The organism is Streptomyces sp. IBSNAI002 (assembly GCF_052244475.1).
GTDB lineage: Bacteria > Actinomycetota > Actinomycetes > Streptomycetales > Streptomycetaceae > Streptomyces.
In genome coordinates, this window is the sequence record NZ_JBQPXG010000002.1 from 610,452 (window position 1) to 626,270 (window position 15,819).

The 15,819-nt window shown below is 75.1% G+C and carries 12 protein-coding genes; all 12 read right to left on the reverse strand.

Annotated features, from left to right (window positions below; translation table 11 throughout):
* Positions 1-60: 60 nt before the first annotated feature.
* On the reverse strand, positions 61-1,632 hold the full coding sequence (locus tag ACTVZO_RS03130) for an AMP-binding protein (RefSeq protein ID WP_443296856.1): 1,572 nt from the start codon (positions 1,630-1,632) through the stop codon (positions 61-63).
* Positions 1,629-2,783, reverse strand: coding sequence for an acyl-CoA dehydrogenase family protein (locus ACTVZO_RS03135; protein WP_443296857.1), 1,155 nt, complete (start codon positions 2,781-2,783; stop codon positions 1,629-1,631). Before ACTVZO_RS03135 ends, ACTVZO_RS03130 begins: the two co-directional genes overlap by 4 nt.
* The gene (locus ACTVZO_RS03140) at positions 2,776-3,960 is read right to left on the reverse strand and encodes an acyl-CoA dehydrogenase family protein (RefSeq protein WP_443296858.1); all 1,185 of its coding nucleotides are present in this window, start codon (positions 3,958-3,960) and stop codon (positions 2,776-2,778) included. Before ACTVZO_RS03140 ends, ACTVZO_RS03135 begins: the two co-directional genes overlap by 8 nt.
* On the reverse strand, positions 3,957-4,223 hold the full coding sequence (locus ACTVZO_RS03145; protein ID WP_443296859.1) for an acyl carrier protein: 267 nt from the start codon (positions 4,221-4,223) through the stop codon (positions 3,957-3,959). Before ACTVZO_RS03145 ends, ACTVZO_RS03140 begins: the two co-directional genes overlap by 4 nt.
* A gap of 98 nt (positions 4,224-4,321) precedes the next feature.
* A complete protein-coding gene (locus ACTVZO_RS03150) occupies positions 4,322-5,470 on the reverse strand; it encodes an acyl carrier protein (RefSeq protein WP_443296860.1) in 1,149 nt (382 codons plus the stop codon).
* Positions 5,471-5,499: 29 nt separating this feature from the next.
* A complete protein-coding gene (locus ACTVZO_RS03155; RefSeq protein WP_443296861.1) occupies positions 5,500-6,213 on the reverse strand; it encodes a maleylpyruvate isomerase family mycothiol-dependent enzyme in 714 nt (237 codons plus the stop codon).
* Positions 6,210-7,490, reverse strand: coding sequence for a pyridoxal phosphate-dependent aminotransferase (locus ACTVZO_RS03160; RefSeq protein ID WP_443296862.1), 1,281 nt, complete (start codon positions 7,488-7,490; stop codon positions 6,210-6,212). Before ACTVZO_RS03160 ends, ACTVZO_RS03155 begins: the two co-directional genes overlap by 4 nt.
* Complete coding sequence (locus tag ACTVZO_RS03165; RefSeq protein ID WP_443296863.1) at positions 7,487-8,863, reverse strand: KamA family radical SAM protein; 1,377 nt, start codon at positions 8,861-8,863, stop codon at positions 7,487-7,489. The genes ACTVZO_RS03160 and ACTVZO_RS03165 overlap by 4 nt, the downstream gene beginning before the upstream one ends.
* The gene (locus ACTVZO_RS03170) at positions 8,860-10,518 is read right to left on the reverse strand and encodes a carbamoyltransferase C-terminal domain-containing protein (protein ID WP_443296864.1); all 1,659 of its coding nucleotides are present in this window, start codon (positions 10,516-10,518) and stop codon (positions 8,860-8,862) included. Before ACTVZO_RS03170 ends, ACTVZO_RS03165 begins: the two co-directional genes overlap by 4 nt.
* A gap of 103 nt (positions 10,519-10,621) precedes the next feature.
* Positions 10,622-13,066, reverse strand: a complete 2,445-nt coding sequence (locus ACTVZO_RS03175; RefSeq protein ID WP_443296865.1) for an ATP-grasp domain-containing protein — start codon at positions 13,064-13,066, stop codon at positions 10,622-10,624.
* A 111-nt stretch (positions 13,067-13,177) separates the two neighbouring features.
* The gene (locus tag ACTVZO_RS03180) at positions 13,178-14,488 is read right to left on the reverse strand and encodes an MFS transporter (RefSeq protein ID WP_443296866.1); all 1,311 of its coding nucleotides are present in this window, start codon (positions 14,486-14,488) and stop codon (positions 13,178-13,180) included.
* Entirely contained in the window at positions 14,485-15,771 is a 1,287-nt protein-coding gene (locus tag ACTVZO_RS03185) for a condensation domain-containing protein (RefSeq protein ID WP_443296867.1), read from the reverse strand. Before ACTVZO_RS03185 ends, ACTVZO_RS03180 begins: the two co-directional genes overlap by 4 nt.
* Between the last annotated feature and the right edge of the window lie 48 nt (positions 15,772-15,819).

Genomic DNA, 15,819 nt, shown 5'->3' on the forward strand with positions numbered 1-15,819 from the left:
GGTGTGAACCGTACGTCACTCCACCCCCTTCCAACGTCCTTTCGCCTTCGGCCGGTTCCCTCAGGCGGGGGTCAGGAGGGTGCGCAGCGCGGTGCGGTCGGTCTTGCCGTTGGCGTTGAGCGGAAGGGCGTCCAGCACGGCGAGGGTGGCGGGGACCATGTAGCCGGGCAGGCGGGCGCGCAGGGCGTCCGTGAGGACGGCCGCGTGGTCGGGGCGCGGGCCGGAGCAGGCGGCGGCGAGTTCGGTGCCGCCGCCCGCGTTGGGGACGGCGATGACGGCCGCCTCGGTGACGCCCGCCTGTTCGCGCAGGGCCGCCTCGACCTCGCCGAGTTCCACGCGGTAGCCGTTGACCTGGACCTGCTGGTCGAGCCGGCCCTGGTGGAGGTAGCCGCCGTCCGGCAGGGCGGTGACCCGGTCGCCGGTGCGGTACCAGTGGTCGTCGCCGAGCGGTGTCGACGGGTCCCAGGGGCTCCCGTCGGGGGCGAGGAAGCGGCCGGTGTTGTCGGCGGGGTCCAGGTATCCGGGGAAGCGCTGGGGGCCGCGCAGGCACAGTTCGCCCTCGCGTACGAGCGCCTCGAGGCCGGGGTAGGGGCGGCCGATCGGGACGGTGCCGTTGGCGGTGCGCGGCCAGCCACCGGGCTCCCCGGACAGCTGGTGGCCGGTGCAGGTGACGGTCAGTTCCGTCGGGCCGTACGCGTTCTCCACAGTGCTGTTCGGGGCCGCCAGCCGCCAGGCCTCCGCCTGTTGCAGGGTCAGCGGTTCCCCGCAGAAGACGCTGCGGCGCAGGGCGGGGAGGCTGTCGGGCCGGAGCTGGCGCAGCCGCCGGGCGAGCGAGACGAGGGAGGGTACGGAGTTCCAGTGCGTGAGCTCGCGCCGGGCGGCGAACCGGACCGGGGTCATCAGCTCGGTGCGGTCGGGGACGACGAGGGTGGCGCCGGAGCCCCAGGCACAGAACATGTCGAAGACGGACGGGTCGAAGGTGAGGTCGAAGGTCTGGGAGAGCCGCGCGCCGGGCCCCGCGTCGTGTGCGGGGACGACGTGCCGCAGGAAGGCATCAGCATGGCGCTGGAGGACCGGGACTCCCTTGGGCACGCCGGTGGATCCGGAGGTGAACAGGATGTAGGCGAGGTCGTCGGGTCCGCCCCGGACCGGCGTCGGCGCGGATCCCGCGGCCAGCGCGTCGAGACCGCCGTCGGTCAGCCGCAGGACGGGCGCGGGCAGGGTCAGGCCGGGCGCGGCGTGTTCGTCGGCGAGTACGGCGTCCAGGCCTGCGGCCCGGGCCACGGTGACGTGGCGGGCGTGCGGGAAGGCCGGGCCGAGCGGTACGACGGCGGCGCCCAGACGCTGGACGGCGAGGTATCCGGCGTACGCGACGAGCGTGCGCCCGGCGAGCAGGCCGACCCTGCGCGGGGCGCGCCCGCCCAGGTGGTCGAACAGGGCGGCGGCGATCCGGCCGGCCAGGTCGTCGAGTTCCGCGTAGCTGACCACCCGGCCTGCGGCCTCCAGGGCGGGCAGCGTGGCGTGGGCCGCGGCGGAGTCCGCGAACCAGTCGTGCAGGGTGCGGTGCCCGGCGGGCGTGCCCGCGGCCGACGGTGCGGGTGCCGATGCGGGTGCGGGTGCGGGTGCGGTCATGGTGTGTCTCCTCGGGGTTCGAGGCGGGCGAGCACCTGCTCGGCCGAGTCGGCGAGCGTCGCGAGGACGACCTCGGTGGCGCCGCCGCCGATCCCGAACAGTGCCGCCTGCGCCCTGGTCTGCTGGACTGATCCGTCGGCGAACCCGGCGGCGCCCCACCACTGCGCGCAGTCGCCGAGCACCCGGCCGACGGTGGCCCCGGCCGCGGCCTTGAGGGTGGCGGCCGCGGTGGTGTCGTAGCGGCGGGCCACGGGCTCCGCGAACTGCTCGCACAGGGCATGCAGTTCCTGGGTGCGGACCAGACAGGCGGCGAACCGCTGCCGGACGGCCTCGTTGTCCCAGAGGGTGGCCTCGCCGTGGGCGCGTGCGGCCAGGCGGCTGCGCGTGTCGGCGAGGACGCGCCGGCACAGGGCGACTCCCCACAGGGCGCCGGCGAGCCGCTCGGTGGCGATGTGCCGGGCGAAGGAGGGCAGGCCCATGCCCACCCGGTCCACGAGGTGACCTGCGGTCAGGCGTACGCCCTCGAAGCGGACATGGCCGGTGCCGGAGGCCGCGTAGAGGGAGGAGTCGGCGGGCCGGACGTGTACGCCGGGCGCGTCGGCGGGGACGAGCACCCAGGTGAACGAGGTGAAGTGGCGGCCGGGGCGCAGGCGGGCCAGCACCAGGAACCAGGCGGCCGTGGTGGCGTTGGCGATCCACTGCTTCTCGCCGGTGACCTCGACGGTGTCCCCGTCGAGGTGGACGGCCGTGTGCAGGGCGCTGAGGTCGGTGCCCGCGGTGGCGTCGGTGGCGGCCAGGGCGGTGGTGACGCGGCCGGCGAGGGCCTCGCGCAGCGCGCGGCGGGCGAGCGGGGTGGTCCCGGTGGCCAGGACCGGCAGGGTGGTGGCGAGCGGCACGCTCACCGAGAGGGTGGCGGGGATGCCGAAGCGGGCGTCGGTGGCGGCCAGCAGCCGGGCGAGGGCGCCGGGGCGCACCCCGCGGCGCGGGTCGCCGTCCCGGTAGCAGGCGGCCAGGTGGCCCGCACCGCCGAGCGCGGACCAGACCTCGGCGCCGGAGGCTTCGGGAGGCAGGGCCTCCAGGGCGCCGTCCAGCGTGACGTGCGGGGTTTCCGGAGACGTACCGGGCAGGGCGCGGATGGCGAGGTCAGACAAGGCGCACCCCCGTGTCGCGCAGGGCGAGGCGGCCGTCGGCGAGGTGGAGGCGGTCGTTGCTGTAGTTGAGGGCGGCGGACCTCAGGTCGCGCAGGGCCTGTTCGAGGCGGGTCGGCGAGTCCTTGAGGTATCCGTGGCGCAGCCCGACCGCGGTCACCAGGTCGTCGACGGCTCCGTGGCACTGCTCGGCCGCGGTGATCTTCAGGCCGTTGAGCAGCAACTGCCCGCTGGGCGTGTGCAGTTCACTGCCCTCCTCGACCATGGCGAGGGTGTGACGGACCAGGGCGTGCACGGTGTCCAGCCGCTGCCGGGCCCGGGACAGCCGGGTGAGCAGGAGTTCGGAGCCGATGTCGAAACGACTCCGGCCGTCCGGGCCCCGCAGCAGCCGAAGGACGCGGGAGAGGGCTCCGGAGGCCGTGCCGAGCCAGGCCGCCGACCAGCCGAGGTGCGCGTACGGGGCGAAGATCCCGCCGGCGATGCGGGCGAACTCGCCGTGCTCGCCGACGACCTGGTGGCCGGGGACGCTGCCGGTGAGGCGCAGCGGCACGCTGTGGCTGGCCCGCATGCCGAGCGGCTGCCAGTCCCCGTCGCCGGTGATGTGGAGCTGGTCGCGGTCGGCGTAGACGAGCGAGACCTGGTGCCCGGCGGTGGCGCCGGGGCTGCGCATGGTGACGAGGAAGCCGTCGGCGTGGGCGCCGCCGGTGACCACGGGCGCGAACCGGTCGATCTCCAGGTTGCCGTGCTGCTCGCCGAGTCCGGCTTCGGCGGTGAGGAGCCGGCCGCCCTTGCCCGCCTCGGTGGTCACGGAGGCGAGGTAGACCTCGCCGGCCGCGAGCCGGGGCAGCAGGGCGGAGCGCAGCGGCTCGTGGGCGTGGCGCACCAGCGCCTCGGCCTGCTGGCAGTGCATGGCGAAGATCATCGCCACGGACAGGTCGGCACGGCCGAGCCGCTCGGTCACCTCGACGACATCGCGCAGGGTGCCGCCCGGTCCCCCGTGTTCGGCGGGGACCAGCAGGCCCAGCAGGCGGGTGCGGCGCAGGGCGTCGAGTGCCTCGACGGGGAAGACCGCGTCCCGGTCGGTGCGGGCCGCGTGCTCGGCGGCCACGGCGGCCACCTCCTCGGCGGCCTCCAGCGCGGTGCGGTTCGTGGCCTGGGCGGTGGTCACGGCCGTGGTCATGCGGCCACCCGGCCCGGGGAGCTCTGGCCCGGCGAGATCTGGGCGGAGACGGCCTGCCAGAGGCTGCCGGCGGTCGCGAAGGTCTCGTCGTTGAGGTCGGTGTCGGGCAGGGAGATCCCGAAGGTGTCCTCGAGCGTGAACAGCAGCTCGATCGCGGCCATCGAGTCGATGCCGAGGGCGCGCAGATCGGTGTCGGGCGTGATGTCCGCGCCGGCGGTGCCGTCGACGGAGGGGCTGAGGATCTCGATGAAACGGGGGTCCATGGGAAGGGTCCTTTCCTCGGGTGTGCAGCGGATGCGGATACGGCTACGAGTACGCGCACGGGCTGCGGTCGCGATCGCGGTCGCGGCCCGCACCTGCCTCACGCGGCCGGGGCGGCGGCTCTCGGCCGGATGGCGATCTGGCAGAGGTCGTCGACGCGGCGCAGGTTCTCCGGGATCAGCTCGTCGGCGTCGAGTTCCACGTCGAGGTCGCGCTCCACCCGTTCGATCAGCTCCACGAGCCGGAAGGAGCTGAACGTCTGGAAGTCCGTGAACTCGGCTCCCTCCAGCAGGCGTTGGCGGGGTGCGCCGAGCACGGAGGCGGCGATGCCCGCGACGGCCTCGCGCAGCGCGGGGTCCGCCGCCGCCTGCGGTGCGGGCACGGCGAAGGCGGTGGCGTCGGCGGCGAGCGCCGCGGCGAGCCGGTCCAGGACGCCGGGCGGTTCGGTCCGGCCGCGCGCCACCCTGCGGTGGGCGAGGTAGGACTGTTCCACGACCAGGTCCCAGCGCCGCAGGTGCTCGGTGTCCACGGGCAGCGACAGCCGGGCCCGCCACCGGGCGTGCAGGCCTCGGGCCCGGGCCAGCAGCCAGGTCTCGGAGGCGAGTTGTTCGAGGGCGGCCGCACGGTCGGGGTGGCCGGCGTAGGCGGCGAGGTAGGCGTCCGGGTCCCCGCCGTCGTACGCGGGCCGCGGCGCGGTGGCGTCGAGGAGGGTCGGCGCCCATGCGATGACCTCCGCGGTGCCGATGCCCGCGAGGTCTCCGGCGCCGAACTCCCAGTGTCCGGGGACAGCGTGCCCCCACGGGGTCTCGGTGCGGTAGCCGTCGGCGACGTGGAAGCCCTCGGGTCCCGCTGCGAGGAGGAAGCTGTGGTCCATGTGACGCCGGCCGTGGTAGGGCAGCCAGGGCATGGCGTGGGCGTCGGCGACGACGTAGTGCGTGGTGCCCCGGGTCCGTACGGTGTCCCGGAGTCCGGCGCCGGTGAGCCGGGTACGGCTGCTGGCCTTGAGCCCGAGGAGCTGTTCGGCCTCGGCGATCCGATGGTCGAGCGACGGGTCGACGGTGGGCAGCCCGTGGGCTCCCGGGCGGGTGTGCCAGCGCAGGGCGGACCCGAGCCGCAGGTGGGTGTCCGGCCCGTGGTGGTGGTCGGCGAGCACGGCCAGGTTGACCTGGATGCAGTCGAGCAGTTCGGCGTGCACGGAGCCGAGGGCGTGGCGTTCGGGCAGCGGCGCCGGCGCCGCGTGGTCGTTCATCTGGAGTTCCTTCCGGGTGGTTCGGTACGTCAGATCCAGGCGGGCAGCTCGGGCAGCGGGCCGGGCGCGGTGAGCCCCTCCCCCGCCGAGCGGCCGGTGAGCCAGGCGAGCAGCGCGCCGCGCGGGCCGGTGACGACGGGCCCGCCGGAGCCGAAGGCGGCCACCGGGGCTCCCGCGTCGTCGCGCAGCGTGCAGGGCGGGGTGCCGTCGGCCGCGGCGAGGTAGCCGGACACGTCGTCGAGCAGGACGTCGGCGGCCGTCCGGGGGATGTCGCCGAAGCCGTAGCCGAGGTCGAGGTCGGTGTGGTGGACCTCGAGTTCGCGCAGCCGGATCACCAGGATCCGTCCGGGGGTGCACAGTTCGCCGGTGAAGGGGCGGACGACGGTCCGCCAGGCGGGCTCGGGCAGCTCCCGGACGGTGGTCAGGAAGCGGTCCGCGGAGCCCCGTACCCGATCGACGAGGGCGGCGGCGGGCTGCCGGGAGCCGTCCTCGATCTCGGTGTCCCGGGCGTGCCGGTCGGCGTACTGGGGTGTCTCGGTGCCGGTACGGGCCCAGTGCAGCAGCCGCTCCAGGGCGTCGACCTGGGCGCTGAGGTGGCTGAGCACGTGGCCCCGGCTCCAGCCGCCGAGGCGGGAGGGGGCGGCCGCGTCGGCGTCGGTGAGCCCGTCGAGGTCGCGCAGCAGCCGGCCGCCCGCGTCGGCGATGAGGGCGAAGGTCTCCGGGGTGGGCGGCAGGGACTTCATGACGGCCTCCGGTTGCGGTGGGGCCCGGGCCCCTTGGTCAGACGGGCGAAGGCTTCCTCGATCCGGGCGAGTTGTCCGGCGATGTGCGGGAGGGCGGTGGGGTCCTCGGCCCGCAGGGCGCTCAGCTGCTGCTCCGTGTCTCCGTAGAGCAGGCTGGTGGCCGCCTTGAAGCGGAGGGCCGCCGGATCGTCGCCGAGCAGGTGTCCGGCGAGTACGGCGACGCCGCCGTGGTCGAGAAGGTGGGCGGCGAGCGAGGCGGAGCCGGTGATGCCGTGCCGGGCCAGCGGGACCCGCAGCGGTTCGAAGTCCGGGTAGACGTAGAAGCCCGCGGTGGGCGGCCGGCAGTGCGCCCCGGCGGCGGTCGCGCGGGCGTGCACCGCGCGGGCCACGGCTCCGTGCAGGCGGGCCGCGGCGGCCATCCGGGCGCGGACGGGCTCCGGTTCGGCGAACGCGTAGGCGGCGACCTGCTGGAGCGGACCGGCCAGCGTGGACCAGATCTCGCTGGCCGCGGCGACGACCGCGTCGCGGACCGCGCGGCCGCGGGGACCGGCGGGGAAGCGCGCGGCGCCGACGCGCCAGCCTCCGATGCCGAGCGATTTGGACAGCCCTGTGGTGACGACGGTGCGCTCGGGCACGATCTCGGCCGGGCTGAGGAAGGGGGCGGCCGGGTCGTGCAGGACGTCCCGGTAGATCTCGTCGGAGACGATCAGCAGGTCCTCGGCCTCGGCGACGGCGGCGAGTTCGCGGACCAGGTCCGGCGCGGCGAAGGTGCCGGTGGGGTTGTCGGGCAGGGTCAGGACGAGCAGGCGCGGGGTGTGCCCGTCGGCCCGGGCGCGGCGGATCGCGCCGCGCAGGGCGCCGGGTTCGGGGACTCCCCCGCACGCGTCGGGTACCGGTACGGGCAGGGGTTCCCGGCCCGCGTACCGGACCTGCGGTGCGTAGGTGTTCCACGCGGGCCGGGGCAGCAGGACGTCCCCGTCCGCCGCCAGGTTCAGGGCCATCAGGAGCGGTTTGCTGCCCGGGGCGAGGACGACGTCGGCGGGATCGGTGGGCAGCCCGCGCCGCTCGAAGTAGCCGGCGACGGCGCCGCGGGCGTCCTCGGCGCCGGCGACCGGTCCGTAGGAGGCGCGGTGGGCGCCCGCGGCGAGCTGCTGCGCGAGTTCGGGGAGCACGGGCAGCCGTGCCTCCCCGAAGGTGAGGTTGACCAGCGGCTCGCCGGCGGCGCGCCGCTGTTCGACGAGGTGGCTGAGGGTCAGGTTCGGGGACGGCTGGGTCATGCCGCTTCCCGGGCCGGATCGGTGTCGGTACGGGCCGCCGGGCCGCTCGCCGTGCCGCCGGCCGTGCCGCGCAGCGCGGCCACGAGGTCGGCGGGGGTGTCGGGGTGCGGCTGGAGGTCGTCGAGCCATGCGGCCGTGGTGGAGTAGCGGGCCCGGAACGGGCGGCCGACGAGGGCCGGGTTGCGGGCCTGGACCATGCGCAGCTGGAACCAGCGGCCCTCGGCGGTCTCCTCCACGCCGTCGACGCAGACCTTGCCCGGGGTGGCGGACATGACCGGGCCGCGGACCGTACGGGCGAGGCCGGGCAGGGTGCGGTAGGCGGCGCGGAAGATCCCGACGGCTTTGGCCAGCGGCACCTTGAAGTACTCGTGCGGACCGGTGTCCCGTTCCACGAAGAGGTAGTACGGGACGGCTCCCGCGGCCAGTTCGGAGCGCCACAGCTCGCTCCACACCCCGGCCTCGTCGTTGACGTGCGCGATCAGCGGGGCCTGGCAGTAGACGACGGCGCCGGTGGCCCGGATCCGGGCGAGGGCCCGGCGTGCCAGGTCGTTGTCGAGTTCGCGGGGGTGGCTGAAGTGGGCCATCACGGCGAGCTGCCGCCCGGAGGCCACGACCTGCTCGAAGAGCCGCAGCAGGTCGTCGGCGTCCTGGTCGGTGACGAACCGCTGCGGCCAGTAGGCGGGCGACTTGGTGCCGATGCGCACGGTGCGTACGGACTCCACGTCGAGCAGCGGTTCGAGGTGGGAGCGCAGCCGCTCGGTGGACATGATCAGCGGATCTCCGCCGGTCACGAGCACGTCGTGGACCTCGGGGTGCTCCGCGAGGTAGCCGATCAGTCCGGAGGGGTCGGGGGCCGCGAAGCGCAGGTCGGCGTCGCCGATGAACTGCGCCCAGCGGAAGCAGTAGGTGCAGTAGGCGTGGCAGGTCTGGCCCTGGCCGGGGAAGTACAGCACGGTCTCGCGGTACTTGTGCTGGAGTCCCGGGACCGGCCGGCCCTCGTGGTGGGGGACGTTGAGCTCGCGCTGGCCGGAGGGGTGGGGGTTGAGCCCGACACGGATCCGGCCGACGGCCGCACGCAGTTCGGTCCTGCGGGCCCGGTCGCCGAGCAGGGCGCCGATCTCCGCCTCGTCGGCGGCGGTGAGCATGCCCCGCTGGGGGAAGGTGAGCTGGAAGATCGGGTCGTCGGGGACCCGGTCCCAGTCGACGAGCTGTTCCAGGACGTGGGAGTTGACGCGGAAGGGAAGTACCTGGGAGACGCGGCGGACGGTCTCGCGGATGTCGTCGGGCAGGCCGTAGCGGGCGGCGATGTCGTCGAGGTGGTGCGGCCCGTACGCGGTGAAGCGTTCGGTGGCGAGGACTCCGGGGGTGGTCACCGTGCTGCCCCCTGGCCTGTCTCCTTCGTGTAGAGGGAGTCGTCGAGGACGAGGAAGTCCAGCTGCATCGCGCGGAAGGCGTTGAGCGCGTGGACCGCCGTGTCGACGATCGGCTCGCCCTTGTCGTTGAAGGAGGTGTTCAGCAGGACCGGGGGAACGCCCTGGCGTTCGAGGGTGTCGAGGACGGCTCCGACGAGCGGGGCGTCGTCGCCGCGCAGCACCTGGGGGCGCGTGGTGCCGTCGACGTGGACGACGCCGGGGGCGACCTTGCGGCCCAGTTCGGTGGCCTTGGCGGCGCCGAGCATGTAGCGGCTGAGGTACTCCTGCTGCTCCCACAGCCTGGCGCTGTATCCGGGGCGGGTGACGCCGGCGAAGGGACGCCACTGCTCGCGGTTCTTGACGGTGTTGACCCGGGTGTTGACCTCGGCGCTGTCGGGGAAGGCGATGATGGAGCGGTGGCACAGGGCGCGGGGTCCGACCTCGGCGCGGCCCTGGGCGACGGCGCCGACGCGGCCGGCCAGCAGCAGCCGGGTCACCTCGTCCACGTCGAGGTCGGTGCGGTGCAGGCCGGTGGTGTCCAGGCCGGCCGCGCTGCCGATGTCGCTGCCCAGGTAGGGGCTGAGGGTGCTGGTGTGCTGCTTGGGCGGGCTGACGGCCCAGGCCGCGCCGAGGGCGACGCCGGCGTCGTGCGGCACGGGCGGGACGTACAGAGGGCCGGGCAGGGTGCCGTTGGTGGAGCAGTTGAGGGCGACGCCGCCGGCCAGGCAGAGCTCGTCCACGCCGGAGATCTTGCGGGTGAGGGAGCTGAGGTGGGTGACCGTCTCCTCGATGATGCGCTGGGCGGTCCAGGCGACGGCCACGGCCTTGGGGTCGTCGGGGAGGTTCTCCTCGTCGGCCTGCGGGCGGTCGGCTCCGACGATGCGGGTGTAGCGGTCGCGCCAGGCGGCGACCTGGGCCTCGTACTGCCGCTTGATGTCCTCGGCGGTGGCCCGGCCGGTCGCCTCGGGGAGCGGGGCGATGGCGAGCCGGAAGTCCTCGTCCCGGATGTCGACGAGCTGCTCGGCGGGCGTTCCGGCGGCCCGGCCGTAGGCGGCCAGGCCCATGGTCTTGCCGGCGTTGAGGAAGGAGAAGCCGAGCCAGGTGGAGGCGGCGTCGTAGGCGTAGCCGAGGGAGGCGGTGCGGCCCCAGCTGCGTTCCTGGCGGGGCTCCTTGCCGTCCTCGAAGGTCCAGATGCTGGAGGACTCGTTCTCGCCGTGGCCGTCGATGACCAGGACGCCGGCCTTGCGGAACGGTGAGGCGTAGAAGGCGGAGGCGGCGTGCGCGGCGTGGTGCGGGACGCGGACGACCTCGGGGAGGCGGCTGCCGAAGTCGAGGCCGACGGCGTAGGCGAGGAAGTCGGCGTCGCTGGTGAAACGGCCGGGGTAGAGCTGGTCGACGTCCCAGCCGAGGGCGACGACGTCGATGTCGGCGGGGCTGATGCCGGCCCGGTCGAGGCACAGCCGGGCGGCGCTGACGGGCTTGCGGTACAGCGAGTGGCGGTGGCGGTTGATCCGCTCTTCCTCGCTGAAGGCGATGATCTCGCCCTCGCCGTTGACGAGGCAGGCGGCGGTGTCGTGCCAGCCGGTGGGAGGTGCGTTGACGCCGAGGGTCCACATGGTGGTCGCCTTTCATCGGGTGCGTACGGGCGTGGTGTCGTGCGATCGGTACGGGGTGCGGTGATGCGTGCCGGAGCGGGGCGGGGCCGGGCCTGGCGGGGTGTCAGCCGGCGGCCGTGACCAGCGGGGTGACCTCCGCGCGTACGGCTCCGGCGGCGGCCGCCGAGGCGGTGGCGCACTGCTCGGGGGTGTCCCCGGTGACGAGTACGGCGGCGAGCCGCGGCACGATGCCGCGCGGCGGCAGGAGGAGTTCGGTGCCGGGGGCGGCCAGGGCGACGACCCGTTCGACGCCCGGGACGGCTTCGGCGGCGCTGAGGTCGAGGGAGCGGACCTGCCCGTCGTGCGGCGGGTAGACGAAGGTGACCTCGGCGCAGCGGTCCCGTGCCGGGGTGAGGTCCGGGGTGCGGCCGAGTGCGATGTCGCAGGCGGCGGCGACGAGGTCGACTCCGGTGGCGAGGGCGCCGAGCAGCGGGATGAAGTCACCGCCGAGCCGGCCGTTGACCTCCACGACGCGCGGTCCGGTGGGGGTGAGCCGCAGCTCGGTGTGGGTGAGGCCGGTGCGGATGCCGAGCGCGGCGTGGGCCTCGGTGACCACGGTCTCGACCGCGTCGGCCCAGGGTTCGTGCCGCCAGGGCGCGACGAGGTGGCCGACCTCCTCGAAGTGGGGGGCGAAGCCGAGGCGCTTGCGGGCGACGTTGGCGACCACGGCCCGGCCGCCCTGGACGGCGCAGTCCACGCTGATCTCGGGACCCGTCAGGTACTCCTCGACGATCACGCCGTCGAGTCCGGTGATGCCGGGGAACGCCGATCCGGCGGCCTGTTCGAAGGCCGCGGCGAGTTCGCCGGGGCCGGCGGCGAGGGTGACGCCGATGGAGCCGGCCAGGGCGCGGGGCTTGACGACGACGGGGTAGCCGAGGGCTTCGGCGGCGTCCAGGGCTTCGGCCGGTGTGCGGACGTGGCGGAACCCGGCTGAGGGGACGCCCGCGGCGCCCAGGATGCGGCGGGTGGTGAGCTTGTCGCGGCAGCGGTCGACGGCCTCGGGGGCCATGTGCGCCAGGCCGAGCCGGGCCGCGACCCCGGCGGTGGTGCGCAGCAGGGTCTCGTCCCAGGTGAGGACTCCGGCGGGGCCTGGGTGACCGGCGAGGAGCGAGGCGACGGCGGCGGCGGTCGCCTCGGGGTCCGTGGTGTCGGCGGTGCGGTGGCGGCCCGTGACGTACGGGAGCTGCCAGTCGGCGGGGGCGGGCTGGACGAGTGCGGCCTCGGCGCGGTCCGCCACCGCCTCCAGGGAGTACGAGCGGTAGGCGGGGGTGCCGCAGCCCACGACGACGACGCGGGCGGGGGCCCCGGGATCGAGCGCGGTGGTCTCGAGCCGGGCCGTACGGGCGATGCGCCGGACGGCGGTCTCGACCTCGGCGGTGCTGTGGCCGCGGAAGCGGAAGCGGGCTCCGGCGTGCTCGTAGCCGCCGCCGGTGACGAGGGCGCCGACGGCCGGGAGGGCCTCGGCGTAGGGGCCGTCGCCCTGGTGGGAGCTGACTTCGCGGACCCGGCTGGGGGCGGCCTCGGACGGGGGCACGAGCAGCCAGCCGGCGACCTGCGAGGGGTCGTCGACGGCGGTGCCCGAGGTGTCGGGCAGGCCGGTCTGGTGGGAGAAGGCGGCGGCCATCAGGTCGATGCCGTGCACCTCGCGCCAGACGAAGGGGACTTCGGCGCCGCCGGGGCGGGCGGCCATCTCCAGGACGGAGAGCTCGCCGCGTTCGTCGCGGAAGAGTTCGAGGTGGAAGACGGAGGGTCCGCTGAACAGGGCCCTGGCGGTGGCGAGGGTGAGTGAGCCGACGGCTTCCAGGGTGGGTTCGTGGTCGATCTCGACGGAGCCGAGGGCGCTGCCGGAGGTGAACTCCAGGCAGGTGTTGAGGTAGCGGGAGGCCCGCCAGGCGCCGAGGCAGGACCCGGTGTAGACGCCGTCGACGTGCAGCACCTGGTGCGGCTGCCAGGGCTGCACGATCATCTCGGTGCCCTCGGGCAGCCGGTACGCGGCCAGCTGGGCGCCGTCGTCGAGGCGGGTGATGGCGGCGCTGGCGGTGCCGCGGCGGGGCTTGACGAGCACGGGCCAGCCGTGGCGGGCGGCGAACTCCCCGATGGCCGCCCGGTCGGGGGCGGCCTCGGTCGCGGGGGCGGGCAGGTCGGCGGCGTGCAGCCGGTGTGCCATGACCAGCTTGTCGCGCAGCGGTTCCAGGTCGGCGGGGTGCGTGCCGGGCAGGCCGTGGGCGGCGCGGAGCTCTGCGGCGAGGTCCAGGTCGGTCTCCTGGAGGGCGACGATCCGGGTCGGGGGGCCACTGCGGGCGACCAGCTCGGCGATCCGGGCGTGGACCGCGGGCACGTTCTCGGTGCTGTCGACCAGGGCCACCCCGGCGGCCCGCGCGGTGGGGAGCGAGCGGACGGCGCGGTCGGTGGTGACGTAGCTGACGCGGTGGGCGGTGTGGTCGACGTAGGCGGCGTAGTCGGCGTAGCGGTCGGTCCACCGGTGGATGATGATCACGTGTTCGGGCATGACGGAGCCTCCAGAGGGCGGGTGCGGGAAGGCGGCGGAGCGCGCTCGGTGCGGCCGGGGCGTGCTCGGGCTTGCTCGGTGTGCTCGGTGTGCTCGGTGTGCTCGGTGTGCTCAGTCGAGGGAGACGGTCAGCGGTCGCAGCACGCGGGACGAGGCGGCGAAGAGCAGCCAGCCGGCGGCGAAGGCGGCGCAGACCACGACGAGAGCGGTGCGCAGGCCGAGGGGTCCGGCGAGGGCGCCGCCCGCCCAGGCGCCGAGCGGGAAGGTTCCGAAGGCCACGGTGCGGTAGGCGGCGGTGACGCGTCCCAGGCGGTCCGGCGGGGTGATGGTCTGCCGCAGGGTGACGAAGTAGACGTTGAAGACGGTGAATCCGATGCTGAACACCGCGAACGCGCCGGTGATCAGCGCGAGGGAGCCCGGACCGCTGCCGTCGGACAGCAGGATGAGCGCGGGGGCGGCGCAGCCGAGGAGCATGGAGCCGACCAGGACGCGTGCGACGCCGAGGGCCCGGCCGGCGCGGCGGGCGAGGACCGTGCCGAGCACCGCGCCGAGGCTGCCGAGGCCGATGCAGGTGCCCAGGGCCCCGGCGCCGAGGCCGAGTTCCCGTACGGCGTACACCAGGAAGACGGTGAGCAGGGCCTGTTCGCACAGGTTGAACCAGGCGCCCTTGAGGGTGAGCAGGCGCAGTGCCGGATCCTTGCGGATGAAGGTGAATCCGGCGCCGAGCTGGCGCGCCAGCCCGCCGTCCTCGTCGGGACGGGGCCGCGCCGGGGCGTCCTCGCGGGTGCGGATCAGGAGCAGGCTCACGGCGGAGACCAGGTAGGAGGCCACGTCGATCAGCAGGGCGAGCGGGGCGCCCGCGAAGCGGATGAGGAGGCCGCCGAGGCCGGGGCCGCCGACCTGGGCCACGGCGTAGCTGCCCTGGAGCTTGCTGTTGGCTGCGACGAGGTCCCGGCGGTCGACCAGGCTCGGCAGGTACGAGAGGTAGGCGACGTCGAAGACGGCGTTGCAGCAGCCCACGGCGAAGCCCACCGCGTAGAGCAGGCCGAGGCTGAGCCCGTCGGCCCACCAGGCGAGCGGTACGGCGGCCAGCGCGGCGGCGCGGACCAGGTCGGCGCCGACGAGCAGCGGCCGGCGCCGGCGCCGGTCCGCCCAGCGGCCTGCGAACACGGTGAGCAGCAGGACGGGAAGGAACTGCACGGCGGTCAGGGTGCCGACCTGCGAGGCCGAGGCGTCGAACACGGTGAGGGCGACGAACGGCAGCGCCAGCTGGGTGACGTAGGTGCCGCACAGGGACACGGTCTGGCCGGACCACAGCTTGAGGAAGTCGCCGTTGCGCCACAGGCTCGGGCGCGCAGCGGTGGGCGCGGGGTCGGGTGCGGGCGCCTGGGCGGCGGGTACGGGCGTGGTCGGCGCGGTCATGCCGTCTTCCCTTCGGTGAGCAGCCGTGCGTGCAGGTCCCACAGGAGGGCGGCGACCTGGTCCCGGCCGAGGTCGCGGACGGTGAGCCGGACGGACAGGACGCCGTCTATGTCGTCGGCGCGTGCGTAGCAGCGCGGTCCGATGGTGGTGAACGGCGTCTCCCAGCGCAGGGCGGGGCTCTGGCCGCCCGGCTCGGGACCGGTTCCGGCGTCCGCCGCGGCGGCGCCCTCGGGCAGCGCTACGAAGTTGTAGGCGCAGGTGGGTTCGGGTGCGGCGGCCCGGTCACGGAGCCGGGCCACGGCGGTGACGTCGTGCATGCCGTGGCGGAAGGCGGTGAGGCTGCTCCAGTGGGCGGCGCGGGCGAGGCCGACGAGGTTGGTGGCGGGTGGCAGCGGGAGCAGGGCGGGCGCCCACTGGTTCATGGAGGTGACCAGGCCCTTCCAGCGGGGGGTGAACCGGTTGGCGCTCATCAACTGGACGGTCAGGGCCTCCGGTTCGGCCCGGCCGTCGGCGCACAGCCGGGCGACGGAGCGGGCGTAGGCGGCGAGGACCACACAGGCCACGGAGACGCCCGCCCGGTCGGCGAGGACGCGGGCGGCCGCCAGGGCGGGGGCCGAGCGGAGGGTGGCCTGCAGGGCGGTGCCCCGGTCGGCGGGCCGGTGCGGGAGGGCCGTGCGGGGGGTGTCGGTGTGCAGGCGCTCCCAGTGCCGCAGGGCCGCGGCCTGCCGGCCCAGCCCGGCCTCGGAGAACTGCTCGGCGGCGAGGTCGGCCGGGCCCGGCGCCGGCGCCTCGGCGGTCGGAGCGGCGCCGGCGAGGGCCTGGGACAGCTGGACGCGGAGCAGCTCCTGCGCCCAGGCGTCGGCGACGATGTGGTGCTTGACGAAGACCAGCGCGCGGGCGGTGTCCCCGTGGGTCAACAGGCGGGCCCGCCAGCCGTGTTCGGCGCCCAGGTCGAAGGGGTGGGCGGCGAGTTCAGCGGCGACGGCGTCGGCGTGGCCCGGGTCGCCCGGGTCGGCCTCGGCCTGGTCGAGCACGGCGGTCGCGGCCTCGTCGGCCGGCAGCTGGCGCGGTGCGTCGGGGTCGGTCAGGTCGTAGCGGGTGCGCAGCGAGGGGTGCCGGCGGGCCAGCGTGCCGAGGGCGCCGCGGACCTGGTGCACGCCGGTGCCCGGGGGGAGGGTCCAGACGGCGGCGTTGTTGGGCTCGTGGCGTCTGGCCGGGGGCAGATCCCGGATGTCCTGCCAGACCGACAGCTGGCCCAGCGAAAGCGGAATGGCCTGAAACATTTGGGGACCGACCTCCAGTTCCGGTGTTATTCGAATGGTTTTCCAGTG